This window comes from Curtobacterium sp. BRB10 (assembly GCF_031844325.1).
GTDB classification, from domain to species: domain Bacteria; phylum Actinomycetota; class Actinomycetes; order Actinomycetales; family Microbacteriaceae; genus Curtobacterium; species Curtobacterium poinsettiae_A.
In genome coordinates this window covers 329,874-350,744 of the sequence record NZ_JAUZVA010000003.1, presented here as the reverse complement: position 1 = coordinate 350,744, position 20,871 = coordinate 329,874, and the positions used below count along the sequence as shown (strand labels likewise).

The following is a 20,871-nucleotide window of genomic DNA, read 5'->3' as shown; positions in this document are numbered from 1 at the left end:
ACAGGAACGCACCATGCCCATCGACGGCATCACCGGCAGCGTGGACCCGACCGCGCAGGCCGCGGCCCTCGCCGCGAACTCCACCGCCCAGAAGTCCCAGACGATGGACTCCGAGGTCTTCATGAAGCTGCTCGTCACGCAGCTGCGCAACCAGGACCCGTCGTCGCCGATGGACACCAACCAGATGATCGGCCAGCAGACGCAGCTCGCGATGATGGAGCAGATCACCAACCAGACCACGACGGGGAACGAGAACTTCTCGCTCCAGATGCGCATCGCCGCAGCGAACCTCGTCGGCAAGCAGGTCAGTTACACCGACGCCGACTCGGGCAAGTCCGTCACCGGGACCGCCTCGGCGGTGTCGTACGCGAACAGCGTCCCCACGGTCACCGTGAACGGGAAGGAGGTCGCTCTCGACGTGATCTCCGGCATCACCACCACCGCTCCGGCGTCCTGACGCCCGCTCCTCTTTCCTCGTACTTCCTCGCACTTCCTGCCTCTCCGAAAGGACGCACCATGCTCCGCTCGCTCTACTCCGGGATCTCCGGCCTCCGCTCCCACCAGCAGATGCTCGACGTCACCGGCAACAACATCGCCAACGTCAACACCGTCGGCTTCAAGTCGTCGACCACCGTCTTCCAGGACACCCTGTCGCAGATGACCCAGGGTGCCGGCGGACCGCAGACCGGCATCGGCGGCACGAACCCGGCCCAGATCGGCCTGGGCGTGCAGGTCGCCGGGGTCTCCACGAACTTCTCCCAGGGCTCGGCGCAGGCCACCGGCAAGGCGACCGACCTGATGATCTCGGGCGACGGCTTCTTCGTCACCCGCCTGGGCAACGACACCGTCTACACCCGCGCGGGTGCGTTCGACTTCGACGCGGACGGCCGCCTGGTCACCGCCGACGGCAAGATCGTGCAGGGCTACCCGGCCACGAACGGCGTCGTCAACGAGAACGGCCAGCTGTCCGACATCACGCTGCCGCTCGAAGCAGCAGCCCCGGCGGTCCGCACCACCGCCGCCACCGTCGCCGGCAACCTGCCGTCCGAGACCGCCGTCGGCCAGACCATCACGCGCGAGGCCACCGTGTACGACGCCTCGGGTGCGAAGCACACGATGTCGCTCGCCTACACGCGCACCGCCGACGGCTGGGACGTCACCGGGCGCAACGGCCAGGGCACCACGGCGACGACCTCGCTGACCTTCGGCACCGACGGCAAGCTGACCACCGGCGGCACCCTCGCCGTCGGTGGCATCCGGGTCGACATGGGCGACCTGACCGGGTTCGCCTCGCTCAACACGGCGGCGATCGGCTCGCAGAACGGCCGCGAGGCCGGGGCGCTGCAGGGCTACTCGATCTCGAAGGACGGCACCGTCACCGGCACGTTCTCGAACGGCGCGTCGCTCGCCCTCGGCCGCATCGCGCTGGCCACGTTCGCCAACCCGGCCGGCCTCGAGAAGACCGGGGCGTCGGGCTACCGTGCCACGGCGAACTCGGGTGGCGCGACGGTCGGCGGTCCCGGCTCGGCGGGCGTCGGTTCGCTCGCGGCGGGGACGCTCGAGATGTCGAACGTCGACCTGTCGCAGGAGTTCACGAACCTGATCGTCGCGCAGCGCGGGTTCCAGGCGAACGCCCGCATCATCACCACCTCGGACGAGGTGTTGCAGGAGCTGACGAACCTGAAGCGCTAGGCGCCGTGGATCGCGTCGCCGGGCGCTCGCGTCGCGGGCGCTTGGTGAGCAGGAACGGTCGGGTGCTGAAGGGGGACTCGACCGTTCCTGCTCACCATCGTCCGCGGTGCAGGAAGATCCGCGGCGGTACGTGACGAAATGGCGCGTCGTCACGTCTCATCGGTGCGATGCACGACAACCCCGACACCGACCACCAGTCCGACCACCGCTGCCGCAGCGTCTTCGACCGCTGGCGGTGTGATCGACCACGCGGCCACGAAGGCGTGCACGAGTCGCGTGCTCCCGGCGCCCGGACGAGTTGGAACGACGCGCTGACCGGGCGGCGGCTCTCCGACGTCTGAGCCGGAGCGCTGTCCGGGTGCGTCACGCGTCGTCCCGAACGGTGGCGTCCAGGGCACGGCACGGCACGGGTATGGTCAGCAGATGCTGACCATTGCCTCGCGGCACGACGTGCTGAACCGTCTCGGGCGGGCCCTCTCCGACCCCACGCGTGCGCGGATCCTGCTCCGGCTGCTCGACGAACCCGGCTACCCGGCGCGGCTCGCCGAGGAACTCGAGCTGACGCGGACGAACGTGTCGAACCACCTGGCGTGCCTGCGCGGCTGCGGGATCGTCGTCGCCGTGCCCGAGGGGCGTCGGACGCGGTACGAGATCGCGGACCGCAACCTCACCCGCGCGCTCGAGTCCCTGGTCGACGTGGTGCTGGCGGTGGACGTCGCCGACGACGGCCGGACCGCGGACGACGGATGCGCGGTCGAGCGGTGACCACCGCTGCGCTGTCGCTCTCGCCCGTCCGCGTCGTGGTGCTGCGGCGGCGGATCCGGTGGATCGTCGCGGCGACCATCGCCTACAACGTGATCGAGGCCGTCGTGGCGATCGCCGCCGGCTCGGTTGCCTCCTCCACCGCGCTGATCGGCTTCGGGCTCGACTCGATCGTCGAGGTCCTGTCGGCAGCGGCCGTCGCATGGCAGTTCGCCGGGCGCGACCCGGAGGCCCGGGAACGAACGGCGCTGCAGGTGATCGCGGTCTCGTTCTTCGGGCTCGCCGTCGTGGTCGGTGTCGATGCCGTCCTGACCTTCACGGGTGTCCGGTCCCCGGAGCACAGTCCGGTCGGCATCGTCCTGGCGGCGGTGAGCTTGGCGGTCATGCCGTTCCTGAGCCTGGTCGAACGGCGGACCGGACGCGAACTCGGCTCGGCATCGGCGATCGCCGACTCGAAGCAGACGCTGATCTGCAGCTACCTGTCGGCGGCGGTGCTGCTCGGCCTGCTGGCGAACAGCCTGTTCGGCTGGTGGTGGGCCGATCCGCTCGCCGGACTCGTCGTGGTGGTCTTCGCCGTGCGCGAGGGGCTCGAGGCCTGGCGTGGAGACTCGTGCAAGCAGCCCGTCTCGGCCCTGACGGGGGAGCGCGAGGGCGACGGCTGCGACTGCTGTTGAGCGGTGTCCGACGGCGATCGGGAGCTCAGCCGGCTTCGGCCTCGCGCACGTGGCTGACGGCATCGCCGACGATGTGGGCGATGTGCTCGTCGTGCAGCGAGTACACGGCGTTCCGCCCGAGGCGCTCGACCTGCACGATGCCCGCGAGCCGCAGCGTGCGGAGGTGCTGGGACACCAGGGGCTGCGAGAGCCCGGTCGCTTCGGTGAGGGAGCCGACGTCGGAAGACTGGGAGATCAACGCCGACAGGATCCGGAGTCGGGCGGGCGAGGACAGCGCCTTGAAGAGTTCGGCCGCTGCTTCGATCCCGTCTGACATGGACTCATGTAAGCGCACGCGCATACGTGCATGCAACACGACGGCCCCGGCGCGGTGCGTCGGGGCCGTCGTGCAGGTCCGTTGATCGGTGCTGATCACGGGCCTGCGCTGATCAGGATCAGTGCTCGTCGTAGTGGTCGCCGTGCTGGGCGTGCTTGTGACCGTCGTGGACGAAGTCGACGTGGTCCTCGTGCTGGACCGCCTCGTGGCCGCAGCCGTCCTGGTGGGTGTGCTCGGCGATGGTGTGCTCTGCGCTGTTCTCGTGCTCGGCCATGGTGACCTCCTGCTGATCGTCGGTTGGGATGCCCTCAGCGTAGATCACACATGCAGAAGTTGCAATACATTTATAGATGAGAACCGATGTCAGGCGGGGAAGCGCTGGGCGCCCGCGGTGGCCGACGTCGGCAGGGCGTCACGGGGGATCGCCACTCCGGCGGCGAGCGCCGATGTCCACTCCGCGGTCGGTGCGACGGCGGCGAGGTTCGACTGCAGCAGTGCCATCAGCGTGCGGTGCACCGTCTCGGCGGACACGGCCCCGCCGGCGTTGACGATGTTGATCGCCCCGGTCGCGTCGGACAGCACCTCGACCGCGACGCCGAGCGCCTCCGCCTCGGCGGCCGAGGCGATGATGCAGTTGTTCGTCATGAAGCCGACCAGGGTGACCGTGTCGACCGACCGCTCCTGCAGCCAGGCGAGCAGGTCCGTGTGGGCGAAGATCGAGCTGAACTGCTTCGTGACCTGGTGCCACTCGGGGGTCCGTCGTCGCTCGATCTCGGGGTGCAGGGCGAACGCCTCCGTCGTCGGGTTGAACACCGGCGCAGCGTCGCCGGCGGTGTGCTGGACGACGACGATCGGCGTGCCGGCAGCGGTCGCGGCGTCGATCGCGGTCGTGATCTGCGCGAGTGCGTCGCGGACGGGCGGGAACCGGACCTCGAGCGGACCGCTGAAGTACTCCAGCTGGATGTCGACGAGGACGAGGGCGCGCTGGGGATCGGACACGGGAGCTCCTTGGGTCGGTGGGCGTACTCGACGATCCTCGTCCTTCGATGCGCTCGGTGCGATTGGCACGTGTGCAACGGTACGATGGATCCAGGCCAAACCGGAGGAGTCCCGCGTGCGGATCGCCATCTACGCCTTCGACGGCATCACGATGTTCCACCTGTCGGTCCCGCAGATGGTGTTCGACGAGGTCACCCGCCTCGGGCTCGACGACTGGCAGACCGTCGTCTTCTCCGACCGGCCCGGTTCGGTCCGGACTGCCGAGGGGCTGACGCTCGGCCCGGTTCAGGGGCTCGACGCCGCGGCGGACGCCGACCTGGTCGTGGTGCCGTCCTGGACCGACGACGGAACCCGCCTGCCGACACCGACGGAGCGGGCGGTCGTCGAGGCGCACGCGCGGGGATCGGTCGTGGTCGGTCTGTGCCTCGGGTCGATCGCGGTCGCCGGTGCCGGGCTCCTCGCGGGACGCAGCGCCGTCACGCACTGGCGCGAGGTCGACCGGCTCACCGCCGCGCACCCCGACGTCACCGTTAACGCCGACGTGCTCTACGTCGATCACGGGGACGTGCTGACCTCGGCGGGCACGGCCTCCGGGCTGGACGCGTGCCTGCACGTCGTGCGGACGCGGTTGGGCGCCGAGGCGGCGAACCGGGTCGCGCGGAGCCTGGTCGTCGCGCCGCACCGCGAAGGCGGGCAGGCCCAGTACATCGAGCGGCCGGTCGTGCAGCACAGGGGCGACGACCCGGTGGCGACGGCATCGGCCTGGGCGGTCGAGCACCTGGATGAGGAGCTCGGCGTCGACCGACTCGCTGCGGCGGCCCACATGAGCCGCCGCAGCTTCGTCCGGGCCTTCAGGGTGTCGACCGGCACCACCCCGGCAGCCTGGGTACGGAGTCGCCGTCTGGACGAGGCCCGTCGGTTGCTCGAGACCACCGACCTGCCCGTCGACCGTATCGCCGCAGCGTGCGGGTTCGGCAACCCGGTCACGCTGCGGCAGAACTTCGCCGTGGCCTTCGGCAGCACGCCCTCGAGCTACCGCCGACGGTTCGACGCGCGGCCCTGACCGACCGGCCGAGCGAGAGCGTTCCTTCCCCTCACGGCTGCAATGGGAACAGGAAACGGGCGTACCTGGGCAGAACGACAGACCGGGTACGCCCGATTCGACCAGGTGTGCCCGGATTCGCCCTACGACGACGAAGGCGGTGAGGCCACCGATTCGATGCCGCCCAGCCGCGCCTCTTCGGCGTCGTACCCAGCGCGCACCTGACGCAGCACCAGGTCGTCGATCTCGTCGGCGTCGCGCAGGCGCAACAGGGTCCTCGCCTTGTGCTGGACGAGTGCGAGCTCGAGGGCGACCGCGTTGTCGTGCCGCTGCAGCGCCGGGTGGTCGTCGTCGTCCCCTTCGCGGGCTTCGATCACGTCGAGATGCGCCTCGTACTCCTTCCGCAGGCGATCGACGGTCGCACGATCGGCTCCGGTCGACCGTGCGAGACGGGGGAGCGCATCGAGCGCCTCCTCGATCGCGGTGCGTTCGGCGTAGCGACGTTCCTCGCTGACGGACTCGTCCTCGGGCAGCGCGGCCCGACGCAGGACGGCCGGCAGCACGAGCGCCTGCCCGACGATCGTGACGATGACCACGCCGGCGGTGACGAAGACGATGAGGTCGCGCTCGGGGAAGTCACCGCCGGACTCGAGCGTCCGCGGGACGGCGACGGCCATGGCGAGTGACACCGCGCCCCGGAACCCGGCGAACCCGCTGACGAGCCGGTCGCGGTGGCCCTCGCGGGGTTCCCCGCCGGTGCGTCGGGTGACGAGCCAGATGGTCCCGCCCGCGGCGTTCAGGAACGCGAACCGCACGATGACGAGCAGCACCGCGACCGCGAAGACGATGCCGGTCCCGCGCAGCAGGTCGGCGGGGTCGAGCGCGCGTGCGGCGACCATCGCCTCGATGCCGACCAGGACGAAGAGTGCGCCGTTGAGCAGGAAGGTCAGGAACGACCAGAACGCGCGCACCTGCTGGCGGGTCTCGGCACGGTCGAGCTTGGGGCCGACCTGGCTGACGACGATGCCGGCAGCCACGACGGCGAGCACGCCGGAGGCGCCGATGGCCTCGGCGGCCAGGAAGGCCGCGAAGGGCACGAGCAGGGTGACGAGGTTCTCGAGCACGACGGTGTCGACGCGCCGCAGCACCATCGTCCCGATCCAGGCGGCGGCGAGGCCGGCTGCGACCCCGCCGATGTAGGACAGGACGAGCATGCCGGACACACCCCAGAAGGTGAGTTCCTGCGTGCCGACGGTGACGGCCACCGCGATGCCGTAGACGACGAGGGTGGTGCCGTCGTTCACCAGGCTCTCGGCGCGGAGCACCGTGACGTTCCGCCGCGGCAGCATCTTCGTGAGCACACCGACCGCGGTCGCGTCGGTCGGGGCGACCGCGGCGCCGAGCACCCAGGCCGGCCCCCACGGCATCCCGAGCAGGTGCAGCAGCACGGCGACGGCACCGGCGGTCACCACGACCAGCAGGGTGCCCATCAGGACGATGCCGCGCAGGTTCTTCCGGATCTCGCGGAGCGACGTCGTCAGGCTCTCCCAGTACAGCAGCGCCGGCAGGAACAGCAGCAGCACGGCCTCGGCGGGGAGCTCGACGTCCGCGAACTCCGGCACGAGCCCGAGCAGCGCGCCGAAGACCAGGAGCAGCACGGGTGGTGCGATCCGGATCCGGTCGGCCACGGCCGCCGTCAGTGCGATGGCGAGGCCGAGCACGACCACCAGTTCCGGTCCCAGCACGTGCACTCCGATCGTCGTCCGACCCGCCAGTCAACGCCGATCCACGGTGGATCCTTCCAGAACAGCCGGACGACGCGCCGCACCACAGCCGAACGACGCGCCGCACGACACCGCACGACGCGTCACGAGCCGCCGCTCACACCGCCCGCGGCCGCCGCACCACCCGCCGCCACCACGCTCGCCACGGCAGGGAGCTCACCAGCGCCGACCCGATCACGACGGTCCCGAACCACCCCACGACGACGCCCGGGATCGGCACGAGCAGACTCGCCCACAGCAGCACCGACAGCACCCCGAGGACGTACGCCGCACCGGCCTTCAGGTACCGCAGCCGCTTGAGGCCAGCGGCCTCGTCGACCCGCGAGGTCAGGCGGGCCAGGAACACCGCCCCGACCCCGATCGCACCGACGGCGACCGCGGCCTGCTCGAGTGCCCCGAGCCCGTCCGACCCGAGCGGCCCGGAGCCGGACAAGCTGTACACGCCGTCGAGGATCTCGAAGAGCATGAACACCACGAGCCCCCGCTCGAACACGACCGTCGACGCGTAGAGGTGGATGCGCCAGGCTCCGCGGCCCACCCCGATCGACGCCGTGTCCGACCCGCCGCCGGGGCCGCTGCGCAGAGCCCACGCCGCCGTCCGCTTCGACACGAGGTACGCGGCGATGCCGGCCACCCCGCCGAGCGCGACCGGCAGCAGCGCACCGGCGACCCAGCCGGAACGCGCGCCGACGAGCACGGAGGTCACGACGACCCCGGTCGCAGCGGTGACCAGCGACCACACACGGGGTCGCGCGACGGAAGCGAGTCTCGCCTCCAGGCTGCCCAGCCACGACCTGCGGGACGCGCGGTCGGTGTTGAACAGGTACTCGGCGAAGACCTGCCAGATGAACGCGGCGCCGAAGGCGGCGAGGGCGGGACGCACCTCGGCCAGGTGCGCGGAGAACGAGCCGGGCGCGAAGACGGCTTCCTCCACCGAGCTCGCCGGGTCGGTCGCGTCACCGACCGCGACGGCGGCCGGCGGCAGGAGCAGGCGCATCGCGAGCACGCCCGCGACGATGCCGAGCGACAGGAACAGTCGACGGGCGGGGGAGTGCAGCCGGCCGGCGATGCCGGCCATCGGCACGGACGAGTCCGCGGCCATCGCGATCTCGAGGAACGCGAGGGCGACGAAGGCCAGCGCTGCGGCGGGGCCGAGCGCCAGCCAGGCCGCCGCGGCGGCCGCGACGGTGATGAGCAGGGGGACGGTCAGGAGAGATCTCGTGGCCATCTGCCCATCCAGCACGGTCGGGCTGGGCGGCGCATGGAGCGCTCCTGGGCATCGGCCTGGAGGCCCGTGGGGACCCCGTCAGACGGGTGACGCCCCGTCCCCACTTGCGGGGACGGGCAGTCGGGGGGAAACGCAAAACACCGGTGTTCGCGTGTTGAACCGCGGTCTGCGCGTGTTCAACCGGCGAACACCGGTGTCTTGCGGGGGTTCAGCGTCAGTCGTGGAACGTCTCGATGGACGCGCCGAGCGAGTTGAGGCGCTCCTGCAGCTGCTCGTAGCCACGGGCGATGATGCCGACGTTGCGCAGGACGCTCTCACCCTTCGCCGCGAGCATCGCCAGCAGGATCACCACGGCGGGCCGCAGCGCCGGCGGGCAGCTGATCTCGGCACCCGAGAAGTGCGTCGGACCGGTGACGTCGAGGCGGTGCGGGTCACGCAGGGTGACGCTCGCGCCCAGGCGGGTGAGGTCGAGCAGGTGGATCGCCCGGCCCTCGTACACCCAGTCGTGCACGAGCGTGGTGCCCTCGGCCATGGCCGCGATGACGACGAAGAACGGCAGGTTGTCGATGTTCAGGCCGGGGAACGGCATCGCGTGGATCTTGTCGATCGGCGCATGCAGCTCGGACGGGTGCACCGTGATGTCGACGAGGCGGGTACGGCCGTTGGCGGCGGCGTACTCCTCGCTGACGTCGAAGCGCAGGCCCATCTCGGCCAGGGTCGCGAGCTCGATCTCGAGGAACTCGATCGGCGCACGCGTCACGGTGAGGGTCGACGCGGTGACGATGCCGGCGGTCAGCAGGCTCATCGCCTCGACCGGGTCCTCGCTCGGCCAGTAGTCCACGACCTCGTCGATGCGGCTCTTGCCGGTGATGCGGAGCGTGGTGGTGCCGATGCCCTCGATCTGCACCCCGAGCAGCTCGAGGAAGAAGCAGAGGTCCTGCACCATGTAGTTGGGGCTGGCGTTCCGGATGACGGTCTCGCCGTCGCGGGCAGCAGCGGCCAGGATCGCGTTCTCGGTCACGGTGTCGCCGCGCTCGGTGAGCACGACCGACTTGGTGGGGACGGCCTGGTTGGCGACGTCGACCTCGTACCAACCGGAGGTCGCCTCGACGTCCACGCCGAACGGACGCAGTGCGATGAGGTGCGGCTCGACCGTTCGGGTGCCGAGGTCGCAGCCGCCGGCGTAGGGCAGACGGAAGGACTCGTACCGGCCGCTGAGCGGGCCGAGGAACATGAGCACGCTGCGGGTGCGGCGGGCGGCGTCGGCGTCGATCGCGTCGAGGTGCAGGTCGTCGGGGGCGACGATCTCGAGGGTCTCGCCGTCTTCCGACCAGGTGACGCTCGCGCCGAGGCTGCGGAGCACGTCGATGATGCGGTCGACCTCGACGATCCGGGCGACCTTGTGCAGTCGGGTCACGCCGCGGTTGAGCAGCGAGGCGCAGAGCAGTGCCACGGCGGCGTTCTTGCTCGAGTTCACCGCGATGGAGCCGCTGAGCTTCCGGCCGCCCTGGACGCGCAGGTGGGCACGCTGCGGGGCGCCGCCGATCGAGACGATCTGCTGGTCGAGGGCGTCGCTGATGCGGGTGAGCATCTCGAGGGACAGGTTCTGGCCGCCCTGCTCGATGCGGTTGATCGCGCTCTGGCTGGTGCCGACGCGTTCGGCGAGTTGGGCCTGCGTCATGCTGCGGCCCTTGCGGGCGCCCCGGATCAGGGCGCCGACCTCACGGAGGGGTGCTGCGGTCGCCGGAGATGCCGGCGAGACGACGGTGGTGGTGTCGGTCATGCGCGCCACGCTAACACGCTCATGAGATAAAGCAGTGGAAGATCGGCCCCCGACGCGCGCCCGGAGGTCTCGAATACGTCACAGTTGGGAATTTCGGGGGACGAAACTGCTCAGGGATCGGTCAGGGTGCCCCGGACGATGGAGTCACCGGAGTGCGCCGGATCACCGTCGTCGGCCTCGGCCGAGACGTCCACGACCGGGAACTCCGCGGTGTCGACGCCGTCGGGCACCGTGAAGCGGCCCTGGTCGCCGTCGAGGTAGCCGACGCTCACCAGTCCGCCGAGGTCCGACCGCATCATCCAGACCTCGCGCAGCGGACCGGTGCCGGAGCGACCACGCTCTCCGTGCAGGTCGACGAGCAGGGTCACCCGGCCGTCCCGGTCACGTTCGAGCTCGGCACGGCCGGTCGTCCCCGACCAACCGGGCAGCGCTTCGAGCTCGGTGTTCGCCAGGACGGTCTCGGTGTCGCCGCGGGGGAGTCCGGGGACGATCCCCGACGCCACACCGATGCCGAGGACGACGGCGAGCACGCCGACGCCGGCGATCGCGGTGGCGAGGGTTCGGCGACGACGCGGACGGGATCCGGGCCGGCGGGCCCCGGCGTGGTGCTCCGCGTCGGACCGGCTGCCGACGGCCGCCCCTTCGGATGCGTGTTCGCCCGCTCGTCCGGGTTCGGTCGCCGGCACCGCAGCCTGTTGTGGCGTCCGGGCGATCTCGGCCGCGATCCGGTCCCACACGTGCTCCGGGGGCGCCGCGAGCGTGACGTCCTCGGACGCGCGGGTCACCGCGGCGACCCGCTGCAGCGCGGCCACTTCGTCGCGGCACCGGTCGCACGACGCCAGGTGTTCGGCGACGTCGTCCGCGGCGACCTGGTCGGAGACCGCGAGCATCGCCAGCGTCTCGTCGTCGACGTGCTTCATTCGATCACCTCCAGACGTGTTCGGAGCCGAGCCAGACTTCGGTGGATGTGGCTCTTGACGGTGCCGAGCGGCAGTTCGAGCCGTTCGGCGATCTCACGATGGCTGAGGTCGTCGTAGAACGCCAGCCGCATCACGCGTCGTGGGACCTCGTCGAGCCGCTCGAGCTCGCCGGCGACGAGTGCGCGCTCGGCCAGGTCGAAGGCCGGTTCCGGCGCCGGGGTGGTCTCCTCGACCACGTCCGGGTCGGCGGCGCTGGCGTGCCGTCGGCGCTCGTTCTGCGCGTCGGCGATGCAGTTCCGGGTGATGCCGACCAGCCATGCGCCGAGCGGGGCGCGGCCGGGGTCGTAGCTCGTGCTGCGCTGCCAGGCCTTCACGAAGACCTGCTGTGTGACGTCCTCCGCGGCGGCCGGGTCGGCCAGGGCACGCAGGGCCAGCGAGTACACGAGCGACGACCACCGTTCGTAGACGGCCCGCAGGGCGTGTTCGCCCCCGGCGCGGAACGCGTCCGAGAGCTCGCTGTCGTCCGGGAGGATGGTCGTCACGTCTTCCTGTCGCTGGCGTGGTCGTCGTCGACCACGATCCGATCGTAGGGGGCGGATCGTCGCCACGGTCAGGCTGGGACCGCGGTGACGACGAGGTTGCTCTCGTAGTGTTCGGTGGCTGCGTCGAAGGTCCCGCCGCAGGTCACCAGGACGAGCCGTCGTGGTCCGTCGTCACGGAACACCTCGCCCCAGGGGAGTCCCTGCTTCTCGAGCATGCTGACGGAGTCGATCCGCCACGTGGTCTCGGCACCGTCCGCGTCGGTCAGGGTGACCCGGGTGCCGGACGGGGCGTCGCCGAGCCGTGAGAACGGGCCGATGCCGTAGCCGACCGCGTCGACGTGGGCCGCGATGACGACGGTGCCCTCGGCGGACGACGGTGCGGCACCGAAGCGGTACCAGCCCGCGGTCGCCGGGTCGGGCGGGAGCGCCATCGCGCCGTCCTCGTCGACCCCCTCGGGGCGGATCGGCGCGCTGATGCCCGCGTGGTCGACGGTGATGGTGGTCGGGGCGGGGGCGTCCCGGACCGGGGGGATGGTCGCGGCCTGCTGCGGTACCTCGGTCGAGAACGCGGACGGGACCGGTGTGGGCGTGGTGGTCGGCAGGACGGACGGCTGCCCGCCGGGGGTGGTCCCGGCCGACGAGCACCCGGTCAGGGCGGCGGCCGCCACGGCGACGACGAGCGTCACCGTGGCGGACCGCACGGGGCGTGGCACGTTCAGCGGCGGGTCGCCGCGTGCCGGCGGCGGAGCACCACGGCCCCGATCGCGGCAGCGGCGGCCAGTGCGGCCGCCGCTGCGCCGACCAGGGGCAGGGGGTCCTGGTCGTTCGTGGCCACGAGACCGGCGTTCCCGGCGGGGACGCCGTTCGGCGTGCCAGCGAGGTCCGCGATCGTCTGCGTGGCGAGGGCGAGGTCGTCGTCGTCCAGGCTGCCCCAGGCGTAGACGATGGTCGACGAGCCCGCGGTGACCGCGACGTCCGCCGGGCCGATCACGGGGTCGGTGGTCCCGGTGGCGGCGACGGTCGCCGACACGGTGCCGGCCGGCAGCTCGAGTGCCTGCTCGTCGGGGTTCGACAGGTTCGACACGACGGCCTTCCCACCGGCGAGGACGTCGACGGCCGGTGCGGCGGCGACGTGCCGGACGACCAGGCGTCCCTGGCCGGCCGCGACGGCCGAGGTGTCGTTGGTGAACACCGTGGCGGTGGGTGACCCGTCCGTGGCGTCGTGGGCGACGGCGGTGTAGTTGCCACCGGCGTCGAACGAGACGTCCGCCGGGCCGATGATCGGCTTCGACGCGTCGGTGGCGTCCGAGGCGGTGATCGCGAGCTGGTGTGCACCGGCCGGCACCATCATCGGGCCGGCGAGGGTGCCCGGGGTGAAGTCGTCGATGGCACGTTCGCCGTCGAGGTAGACGTCGACGGTGACGTCCGGCACGGCGTGGAGGACCGAGAGCGTCGCCTCGCCGGTGGCGGCGGTCGCAGCGGTCGCGGGCAGTACGGCCGCAGCGGCGGCGAACAGGACACCGGCGCTGAGGCCGGTGGCGAGTGTCTTGCGCATGACGTGTCTCCTTCGGGCCTGTCCGGGCCGGTGCGGACGACGTCGTCCTCGACGTCGTACCCCCACTACCGCCGGAGCAGCCCGATCGGATGCAGCGATTTCCTGGGGATCAGCTGAGACGGCGCCAGACCCCTGCGTTGCCCGGACGCGACCAGGTCTCGGGATCGCCCGTGACGGCCTCGTCCCCGGCTCCCCGGTCGGTGAGCCGGTACGCGGAGTCCGGCGTCCACCCTGCGACGACGCTCGCGCGGCTGCCGTCGACCGGCACGGCGAGCCCGGACGTGCGGAACCAGCCCGCGACGGTCAGGTGCACGACGTCGTACTCGGTGGCCACCGCGGACCAGTCCGGCAGCACCCAGTCACCCTGCCGTCCGGTCGCCACGGCCCAGTCGTTCCGTCGGGTGGTCCGCGTCACGTCGAGCGGCCATCGGCGGCACAGCGCAGCCCAGTCGGCGGGACCGTCGACGGTGCACACGCGCGCCGCGGCATCGGGGGGCACGGCCGAGACGACGGCGTGTTCCTGCCCGAAGGAGTCCTCGACCGCCCAGAGTGCCAGCGGCCCGGCGGACGGGAACGGCGCTCGCGTGTGCTGCGCGAGCGGCCACGGCGGGGTCGTCCACCACACCCCGCTGGCCACCCCCGGGTTCCCTCCGGAGTCCTCACGACGCAGCTCCTGGGACCAGTCGGCGAGCGCCTCTGCCGCTCCCGGACGTCGGGGCTGGTCGTCCTCGTCGAACTCGACGGTCCATGCTCCGCCCTGCGGGTCGAAGAGCCGGCGCACGACCGGGCTGTCGACAGCCCACCGAGCGAGCCGTCGGAGCGCGGCGAGCAGTTCCGTCCGAGCGAGGAGCGCGTCCAGCGCATCGGGTTGTTGCCACCACAGCGCACTGTCCGCAGTCGACTCGAGCGCGACCACGACGTCGTCCTCGCCCACCGGCGGCAGGGACACCGCCGCGAGAGCGCTCGCCACTGCTGCCAGGTCCGGAGCCGGCTCGGGTTCGACCGCACCACCGATGCCGAAGAGCGTTCGGCCGTCGCCGCGTTCGACGCCGAGATGGTGCTCCGCCCAGAAGAGCAGGTCGCCGAGTCGCTGGGCGGCCGGGTCGTCGGGGTCCTGGACACCGCTGACGAGTTCCAGGCAGAAGCGCCGGCCACGCGGGTGGGCGAGCAGGTCCGAGGCATCGATCACCGAACCAGGCTAGTGACGGCCGCTAACGCACCCGTCGCACCCGCCGATAGTCCTCCGTGCAGGCCCACGGACGGGCCCGCATCCCGCCCCACGGACGGCGGCGGGACGATCGAGAACCAGGACGGGCCATGATCGTCGTCACACGACTGAACGGCAGCGGATTCGCTGTGAACCCCGATCTCGTGGAGCGCATCCAGGAGACGCCGGACACGACGCTCATCATGGTCGACGGCGCGAAGTACATCGTGCGGGAGTCGATGGCCGACGTCATCGACCTGATCGCCGCGTACCGCGCACGCATCGTCGGCATGGCCTACGGCACCGACCAGGCCCCCCGCTCGAACACGAACACCGGCCCGCAGCCCACGCTCGCCCCGGTCGCCGCGCTCCGCTCCACGCAGCACGGCCGCGCGCTGGACGGGGGTCGCTGACGTGGACATCGCAACGATCGTCGGCATCCTGCTCGCCTTCGGCGCCCTGTTCGGCATGGTCCAGATGGAGCACGTCGAGCTCGGTGGACTCTTCCTGCCCGCCCCGATGCTGCTCGTGTTCGGCGCCACCATCGGCTGCGGCATCGCGAGCACCACGCTGAAGGACGCGATCGCCAGCTTCAAGGCGGTCCCGAAGGCGTTCACCGGCAAGGTCACCCCGCCGGCGTCGGTCATCGACGACGTCGTCGGGCTCGCCGAGACCGCCCGCGCGAACGGCCTGCTCGCCCTCGAGCAGGAGGCCGACAAGCACGACGACCCGTTCATGAAGAAGGCACTGCAGAACATCGCGGACGGCACCGACGGCGACGAGCTGCGGATCCTGCTCGAGGACGAGATCGAGTCGAACGCGGCCCCGACCCGGAGCGCGAGCGCGTTCTTCATGGGCCTCGGCGGCTTCGCCCCGACCGTCGGCATCATCGGCACCGTGGTCTCGCTGACCCACGTGCTCGCGAACCTCGGCAAGCCCGACGAGCTCGGACCGCTGATCGCCAGCGCCTTCGTCGCCACCCTGTGGGGCCTGCTGACCGCGAACTTCATGTGGCTGCCGATCGGCGGCAAGCTCCGCAAGCTCGCCCAGCTCGAGTCGGACCGCCAGACGCTCCTGATGGAAGGGCTGCTCGCGGTGCAGGCCGGCAGCCAGCCCCGCCTGCTCGGTGAGCGGCTGAAGGCCATGGTCCCGCCCGCCGCCCGCGCCGACACGGGTGGCAAGGCCGGCAAGGCCGGCAAGAAGGCCGACGCGGCCGACGACCAGCAGCTGGCGGCCTGACCGTGAGCGCCGACCCCCGGGGCCGCGGCCGCGGTCGCGCGAAGAAGTCCCACGACGAGGCCGAGCACCCCGACGAGCGCTGGATGGCGTCGTACATGGACATGATCACGGTGCTGATGTGCATGTTCCTCGTGCTCTTCGCGATGTCCACCGTCGACCAGGAGAAGTACATCCAGCTGAAGCAGTCGCTCGCCACCGGCTTCGGCGAGGTCGACTCGCAGAAGATCGACACCGCGAGCGGCACCGTCGTGACGAAGGACCAGGTCGAGGACGGATCCGGCTACTCGACGGACAAGTCCCAGGCCGACCACTCGACCGCCTCGTCGGGCACGAAGGACACCAACGTCGACCCCGCGTCGACGGTGGTGCCGACGACGGCGACGAAGCAGGACCTCGCCGAGGCGAAGCGCGAGCTCGACGACCTGACGAAGCTCGAGCGTGCGATCCAGCACAACCTGGCGAAGGCGGGCCAGACCGAGAACGTCCAGTTCACCGTGGACGCCCGCGGTCTGATCGTCCGGTTGATCGGCAGCGAGACGTACTTCGGCACGAACAGCGCGGACCTGTCCGACCAGGCGCGGTCGATCATGGACGCCATCGCGCCGGTGCTGAAGACCTCCGACCACGACGTCAGCGTCGAGGGGCACGCCGACCAGCGGAACTCGACCGCGCCGTACGCCACCAACTGGGAGCTCAGCGCCGCCCGGGCGACCGGGGTCCTGCGCGACCTGGTCGAGCGGGGCGGGATGCCCGGCGACCACGTGCAGAGCGTCGGCTTCGGGTCGAGCCGACCGCTGGCGAAGGGCGGCACCGAACAGGACCTCGCGCTGAACCGTCGGGTCGACATCGTGGTCCTGTCGAACGCCGACCAGGACGTCAGCGCACTCATGCCGGCGCTGGCGAAGGCACAGGACGGAGCGCAGCAGGGCTGAGACAGGGAGCGCAGCAGGGCTGAGACACGGGGTGCAACAGGGCCGAGACACGGGGTGCAACAGGGCCGAGACACGCGGCGCGCGGCGCGCGGCAGCGCTGACGCCACCGCCCCACTACGGGGTACAGCACTGACGGGTGGCCCACAGGTGACCGATAGACGCACCCGTGACCGAGACCCTGCCAGCGCCCGAGGTGTACGACTTCGCGCGCCCGTCGACGCTGGCCCGTGAGCACGCCCGGGTCCTCGAGCTCGCCTTCGAGACGTTCGCCCGCCAGTGGGGCACGCAGCTGACGGCGAAGGTCCGCGCGGTCAGCCAGGTCACCTGCGAGCAGGTGGAGATGACGACGTACGACGAGTACGCCGCGTCGCTGCCCGCGCTCACCGGCATGGTGCTGCTGCCGATCACGGGCCTGACCCCGAAGGGCGTGCTGCAGGTCCCGCTCGACGCTGCGCTCACGTGGGTGTCGCACGCACTGGGCGCCTCGAAGCCGCTGCCGACGCCGGACCGCACCTTCACGCCCATCGAGCAGGCCCTGGTCCGCAAGATCGTCGAGGACGCCCTCGACGACCTCCGCTACTCGTTCGGCGGGCTGCTCGCGCAGGACGTCACGGTCGGCGGGTTCCAGTTCAACAGCCAGTTCGCCCAGGCCGCGCAGAAGGGCGACCTGGTGATCGTCGCCTCGTTCTCGATCCGGGTCGGCGACCGCATCGCCCCCGGCACGCTGGCGCTGCCGGCCGAGGCCGTCCTGCCGCAGCTCGGCGAGGCCGCCGCGCACGTGTCGCCCGCCGACGCCCGAGCCCTGCTCGACGCGCAGCTCGAGAGCGTGCCCGTGGGCGTCAGCCTGCGCTTCGCCCCGGCCGGGGTCCTGCCGACGCAGGTCCTGCGGCTCGCGGTCGGCGACGTCCTGCCGCTGCCGCACCCGCAGCACCGGCCCCTCACCATCGCGGTCGACGGCGAACCCGTCGGCACCGCCGCGGTCGGCGCGAACGGCTCGCGCCTCGCCGGCATCGTCGTCACCACCACGAGCACGGAGCAGCACTGATGACCGAAACGACCACCCTCCACACCGCAGCGGCCGAGTCGCTCGCGGCGCAGCTCCCGACGGCCGCCCCCTTGACCGCGGTGCTCCTGCCTGGAGGCGCGACACCGGTCGTGCTCGACGCCGCGACGGACGCCGTGGTCGCGTCGTTCGTCGGCGGCCTTTCGGCCGACCTGGCGCTCGTGCTCACCGACCTCGAGTCGATCACGGCCGCCGGAGGCACCGACCACGGCATCGTGGCCGTCACGGACGTGCTGCGTCCGTCGCTCGAGGCCGCGGCCGGGGTCCTCGGCGTCGGCGTGCTCGGCGAGGCGAACCGCGAGTCGGCCGCGTCGCTGCTGGCCGACCCGGACACCGTCGTGTTCGAACTCACCGCCGGTGGCCTGCCCGCCGGGTGGTTCGGCATCCGGATCCGCGAGAACGGCACGGTGTCCGCACCGGTCGTGGCGAACCTGCCCGCCGGCAACCTCGGCCGGATCAACAACGTCGAGATGACCCTGACGGTCGAGATCGGCCGCACCCGGATGTCGGTCCGCGACGTGCTCGGCATGGAGCCCGGCGCCGTCGTCGAGCTCGACCGCAGTGCCGGCGCCCCCGCCGACGTCCTGCTGAACGGCCGCCTCATCGCGCACGGCGAGGTCGTCGTCGTCGACCAGGACTACGCGGTCCGGATCACCCGCATCCTCGACGTCGCCGAGACGGTCTGATCCGCACGTGGACACCCTGGTCGTCACCCTCCGCGTCGCGCTCTCGCTCGGCGTCGTGCTCGCCCTCATGTGGGTGCTGCACCGCGCGAGCCGCAAGCGCTTCTCGGGCAAGCCGTCTGGCCGTCGTGCGGCGACCGTCGAGGTCGTCGGTCGGCAGGGCATCGGTGGCAAGGCGAGCGTCGTCGTGGTCGACGTCGAGGGGGAGCGGCTCGTGCTCGGCGTGTCCGAGCACGGCGTCAACCTGCTCACCAGCGGGCAGGCGCCCGCGCCGGAACTCACCATCGTGACCGGACCGGTGGCGCTGCCCGTGCGTCCCGCCCCGTCGGCCGACGCGTTCGGTCGCGAACTCGCACAGCAGTCGGACGCGGCCACGGGCCTCCCGGCAGGCACGGACGACGTGACCCGGGCGACCGACGCGACCAGCGCCGTCGCGCCGTTGCCGATGCGCCCGCGCAACCGTCGCCCGCAGCGCGCCGTGCCGAGCGCCCAGCAGCTGCAGGGCTCGATCCTGTCGGTCGACACCTGGCGCCAGGCCGCGGCCGCGCTGCGGAACCGGCGGGCCGGGTGACCGCGGCAGGGCCGCACCGGCTGGCACGGTCGGGTCGACTCGTCGCCCTCGTCCTGCTCGGCCTGGCGGTCGTGGCCGGGTTCCTGATGCTCACGACGACCGGTGCGCACGCCGCCGGTGTCGTCGAACCCACCGCCCCGGCGACCCCGACCGCCCCCGCGACCGGTGACTTCAGCGTCAGCGTGAACGGCCCGGACGGCACCCCGTCGTCGGCCGTGGTGACGCTCATCGGCATCACGCTGCTGAGCGTCGCGCCCGCGCTGATGCTCATGATGACGTCGTTCACGAAGATCTTCGTCGTGCTCGCGATGACGCGGAACGCGCTCGGGCTGCAGTCGATCCCGCCGAACCAGGTGATCGCCGGACTGGCACTGTTCCTGTCGCTGTTCGTGATGGCACCGGTGCTCGGGCACATCAACGACGACGCCCTGCAGCCCTACCTGGCCGGGCACCTCGACTTCAACCAGGCGGTCGAGATCGGCACGAAGCCCCTGCGGACCTTCATGCTCCACCAGACCCGCGACGAGGACGTCGCCCTGATCACCCGCGCCGCCGGGCTCGACAACCCGAAGTCGATGGCGGACGTGCCGATGACGACGGTGATCCCGGCGTTCATCATCTCCGAGCTCCGCAGCGCGTTCATCATCGGGTTCGTCATCTTCATCCCGTTCCTGGTGATCGACCTCGTCGTCTCCGCGGCCCTGATGTCGATGGGCATGATGATGCTCCCGCCGGTCATGATCTCGCTGCCGTTCAAGATCCTGCTCTTCGTGCTGGTCGACGGCTGGGGCCTCATCATCACGTCGCTCATCGAGAGCTACCACGTTGTCTAGGGGGCACGCATGAACCAGCAGGCCGTCATCGACCTCGTGCTCCAGGCGCTCCTGGTGTCCGGCAAGCTCGCCGCCCCGGTCCTCGTCACCTCGCTCGTCGTCGGCTTCGCGATCTCGTTGTTCCAGTCGGTGACGCAGATCCAGGAGGTCACGCTCTCGTTCGTGCCGAAGGCCGTCGCCGTCGCGATCGCCCTGGTGATCTGCGGCAACTGGATGATCTCGGAGATGATCGCGTTCACGCACGTCGCCTTCGACATGATCCCGAAGCTGCTCGGGGCCGGTTGATGGAGCTCAGCATCGACGCCGACCGTCTGGAGGCGACCATGCTCGCCGGCGTCCGGCTCGTCGCGTTCTTCGTCATCGCACCGCCGTTCTCGTACCGGGCGTTCCCCGGCACGGTCAAGGTGATCCTCGGGCTGGGGCTCGCCATCGGTGTCGCCCCGCGCGTCGCCGTCGGCTACGAGTCACTCGACACGGGGCCGTTCCTGCTCGCCCTGCTCAGCCAGCTCGTCGTCGGGCTGTCCCTCGGGTTCCTGGTGTTCCTGGTGTTCGCCGCCGTGCAGTCGGCGGGTGCGCTCATCGACCTGTTCGGCGGGTTCACGCTCGCGCAGGCGTTCGACCCGCAGTCCCAGGTCAACGGCGCCCAGTTCACCCGCCTGTTCCAGATGACCGCGCTCGCGCTGCTCTTCACCTCGGGCGGCTACCAGCTCATCGTCGGTGGTCTGGTGCGGTCGTTCGACGCCGTGCCGCTCACCGGCACCTTCGCGGTGGACGGGCTCGCGTCGATGCTCGTGACCGCGATGTCGCAGATGTTCCTCGCCACCCTGCAGATCGCCGGTCCGCTCGTCGTCGTGCTGTTCCTGGCCGACGTCGGCCTCGGGCTGCTGACCCGCGTGGCACCGGCGCTCAACGCGTTCCAGATGGGCTTCCCGATCAAGATCGGCCTGACCGTCCTGTTCGCCGGCGCGCTCTTCATGGCCCTGCCCTCGGTGGTGTCGTCGCTGACCGGCGACGCCGTCGAGGCGATCACGGGACGGGGGTGACGA

At 71.3% G+C, this 20,871-nt stretch carries 26 protein-coding genes; 15 read left to right on the top strand and 11 right to left on the bottom strand.

Translation table 11 applies throughout. From position 1 onward, the window contains the following. Window positions 1–13: 13 nt before the first annotated feature. From Q9R26_RS08475 to Q9R26_RS08455, 5 genes are all read left to right on the top strand, one after another. On the top strand, window positions 14–457 hold the full coding sequence (locus Q9R26_RS08475; protein WP_071403921.1) for a flagellar hook assembly protein FlgD: 444 nt from the start codon (window positions 14–16) through the stop codon (window positions 455–457). A gap of 59 nt (window positions 458–516) precedes the next feature. Then, a complete protein-coding gene (locus Q9R26_RS08470) occupies window positions 517–1,692 on the top strand; it encodes a flagellar hook protein FlgE (protein WP_311227014.1) in 1,176 nt (391 codons plus the stop codon). Window positions 1,693–1,859: 167 nt separating this feature from the next. After that, window positions 1,860–2,033, top strand: a complete 174-nt coding sequence (locus Q9R26_RS08465; protein WP_311227013.1) for a hypothetical protein — start codon at window positions 1,860–1,862, stop codon at window positions 2,031–2,033. Window positions 2,034–2,115: 82 nt separating this feature from the next. Then, the gene (locus Q9R26_RS08460; protein ID WP_182065415.1) at window positions 2,116–2,457 is read left to right on the top strand and encodes a helix-turn-helix transcriptional regulator; all 342 of its coding nucleotides are present in this window, start codon (window positions 2,116–2,118) and stop codon (window positions 2,455–2,457) included. Beyond that, on the top strand, window positions 2,454–3,128 hold the full coding sequence (locus Q9R26_RS08455) for a cation diffusion facilitator family transporter (protein WP_374222218.1): 675 nt from the start codon (window positions 2,454–2,456) through the stop codon (window positions 3,126–3,128). Before Q9R26_RS08460 ends, Q9R26_RS08455 begins: the two co-directional genes overlap by 4 nt. 25 nt (window positions 3,129–3,153) lie before the next feature. Here Q9R26_RS08455 and Q9R26_RS08450 read toward each other — a convergent pair whose 3' ends face one another. The 3 genes from Q9R26_RS08450 to Q9R26_RS08440 form a co-directional block, all read right to left on the bottom strand. Continuing rightward, window positions 3,154–3,444, bottom strand: a complete 291-nt coding sequence (locus tag Q9R26_RS08450; RefSeq protein WP_311227012.1) for a metalloregulator ArsR/SmtB family transcription factor — start codon at window positions 3,442–3,444, stop codon at window positions 3,154–3,156. A 118-nt stretch (window positions 3,445–3,562) separates the two neighbouring features. Beyond that, window positions 3,563–3,718 (bottom strand): zinc transporter permease, encoded by a 156-nt coding sequence (locus Q9R26_RS08445; RefSeq protein ID WP_262138046.1) that lies wholly within the window; start codon window positions 3,716–3,718, stop codon window positions 3,563–3,565. Between the two features lie 89 nt (window positions 3,719–3,807). Then, on the bottom strand, window positions 3,808–4,443 hold the full coding sequence (locus tag Q9R26_RS08440; protein WP_311227011.1) for an isochorismatase family protein: 636 nt from the start codon (window positions 4,441–4,443) through the stop codon (window positions 3,808–3,810). Window positions 4,444–4,558: 115 nt separating this feature from the next. Between Q9R26_RS08440 and Q9R26_RS08435 the strand changes: the two genes are divergently transcribed. Further along, complete coding sequence (locus Q9R26_RS08435; RefSeq protein WP_311227010.1) at window positions 4,559–5,506, top strand: helix-turn-helix domain-containing protein; 948 nt, start codon at window positions 4,559–4,561, stop codon at window positions 5,504–5,506. A gap of 122 nt (window positions 5,507–5,628) precedes the next feature. Here the strand turns inward: Q9R26_RS08435 and Q9R26_RS08430 are convergent, their stop codons facing one another. The 8 genes from Q9R26_RS08430 to Q9R26_RS08395 all read right to left on the bottom strand — a co-directional run bounded on the left by Q9R26_RS08430 (window position 5,629) and on the right by Q9R26_RS08395 (window position 14,486). Further along, complete coding sequence (locus tag Q9R26_RS08430) at window positions 5,629–7,230, bottom strand: Na+/H+ antiporter (RefSeq protein WP_311227009.1); 1,602 nt, start codon at window positions 7,228–7,230, stop codon at window positions 5,629–5,631. Between the two features lie 136 nt (window positions 7,231–7,366). Further along, complete coding sequence (locus tag Q9R26_RS08425; protein ID WP_311227008.1) at window positions 7,367–8,497, bottom strand: DUF475 domain-containing protein; 1,131 nt, start codon at window positions 8,495–8,497, stop codon at window positions 7,367–7,369. A 214-nt stretch (window positions 8,498–8,711) separates the two neighbouring features. Then, window positions 8,712–10,280, bottom strand: coding sequence for a UDP-N-acetylglucosamine 1-carboxyvinyltransferase (locus tag Q9R26_RS08420; RefSeq protein ID WP_176708770.1), 1,569 nt, complete (start codon window positions 10,278–10,280; stop codon window positions 8,712–8,714). Between the two features lie 110 nt (window positions 10,281–10,390). Beyond that, window positions 10,391–11,200 (bottom strand): anti-sigma factor domain-containing protein, encoded by an 810-nt coding sequence (locus Q9R26_RS08415; protein ID WP_311227007.1) that lies wholly within the window; start codon window positions 11,198–11,200, stop codon window positions 10,391–10,393. Beyond that, window positions 11,197–11,742, bottom strand: coding sequence for an RNA polymerase sigma factor (locus Q9R26_RS08410; RefSeq protein ID WP_071244624.1), 546 nt, complete (start codon window positions 11,740–11,742; stop codon window positions 11,197–11,199). The genes Q9R26_RS08415 and Q9R26_RS08410 overlap by 4 nt, the downstream gene beginning before the upstream one ends. Before the next feature lie 68 nt (window positions 11,743–11,810). Then, window positions 11,811–12,443: a class F sortase gene (locus Q9R26_RS08405; RefSeq protein WP_311227006.1), complete on the bottom strand. Its 633-nt coding sequence runs from the start codon at window positions 12,441–12,443 to the stop codon at window positions 11,811–11,813. Between the two features lie 14 nt (window positions 12,444–12,457). Next, window positions 12,458–13,297, bottom strand: coding sequence for a DUF4397 domain-containing protein (locus Q9R26_RS08400; RefSeq protein ID WP_311227005.1), 840 nt, complete (start codon window positions 13,295–13,297; stop codon window positions 12,458–12,460). A 109-nt stretch (window positions 13,298–13,406) separates the two neighbouring features. Continuing rightward, window positions 13,407–14,486 (bottom strand): hypothetical protein, encoded by a 1,080-nt coding sequence (locus tag Q9R26_RS08395; protein WP_311227004.1) that lies wholly within the window; start codon window positions 14,484–14,486, stop codon window positions 13,407–13,409. A 128-nt stretch (window positions 14,487–14,614) separates the two neighbouring features. Here Q9R26_RS08395 and Q9R26_RS08390 point away from each other — a divergent pair, with 128 nt between their 5' ends. From Q9R26_RS08390 to Q9R26_RS08350, 9 genes are all read left to right on the top strand, one after another. After that, entirely contained in the window at window positions 14,615–14,917 is a 303-nt protein-coding gene (locus tag Q9R26_RS08390; RefSeq protein WP_182065435.1) for a flagellar FlbD family protein, read from the top strand. Between the two features lies 1 nt (window position 14,918). After that, on the top strand, window positions 14,919–15,743 hold the full coding sequence (locus Q9R26_RS08385; protein WP_071244627.1) for a motility protein A: 825 nt from the start codon (window positions 14,919–14,921) through the stop codon (window positions 15,741–15,743). A gap of 2 nt (window positions 15,744–15,745) precedes the next feature. Next, a complete protein-coding gene (locus Q9R26_RS08380; RefSeq protein WP_311227003.1) occupies window positions 15,746–16,675 on the top strand; it encodes a flagellar motor protein MotB in 930 nt (309 codons plus the stop codon). A gap of 166 nt (window positions 16,676–16,841) precedes the next feature. Next, the gene (locus Q9R26_RS08375; protein WP_311227002.1) at window positions 16,842–17,720 is read left to right on the top strand and encodes a flagellar motor switch protein FliM; all 879 of its coding nucleotides are present in this window, start codon (window positions 16,842–16,844) and stop codon (window positions 17,718–17,720) included. Then, on the top strand, window positions 17,720–18,424 hold the full coding sequence (gene fliN / locus Q9R26_RS08370) for a flagellar motor switch protein FliN (RefSeq protein WP_111022848.1): 705 nt from the start codon (window positions 17,720–17,722) through the stop codon (window positions 18,422–18,424). The genes Q9R26_RS08375 and fliN overlap by 1 nt, the downstream gene beginning before the upstream one ends. A gap of 7 nt (window positions 18,425–18,431) precedes the next feature. Next, window positions 18,432–18,992: a flagellar biosynthetic protein FliO gene (locus Q9R26_RS08365; RefSeq protein WP_311227001.1), complete on the top strand. Its 561-nt coding sequence runs from the start codon at window positions 18,432–18,434 to the stop codon at window positions 18,990–18,992. Next, window positions 18,989–19,825 carry a flagellar type III secretion system pore protein FliP gene (gene fliP, locus Q9R26_RS08360; RefSeq protein WP_027465540.1) on the top strand — a complete coding sequence of 279 codons (837 nt, stop codon included), beginning with the start codon at window positions 18,989–18,991 and terminating at the stop codon, window positions 19,823–19,825. Before Q9R26_RS08365 ends, fliP begins: the two co-directional genes overlap by 4 nt. Before the next feature lie 9 nt (window positions 19,826–19,834). Next, on the top strand, window positions 19,835–20,110 hold the full coding sequence (gene fliQ / locus Q9R26_RS08355) for a flagellar biosynthesis protein FliQ (protein ID WP_182065447.1): 276 nt from the start codon (window positions 19,835–19,837) through the stop codon (window positions 20,108–20,110). Further along, window positions 20,110–20,868: a flagellar biosynthetic protein FliR gene (locus Q9R26_RS08350; protein WP_311227000.1), complete on the top strand. Its 759-nt coding sequence runs from the start codon at window positions 20,110–20,112 to the stop codon at window positions 20,866–20,868. Before fliQ ends, Q9R26_RS08350 begins: the two co-directional genes overlap by 1 nt. Window positions 20,869–20,871 lie beyond the last annotated feature (3 nt).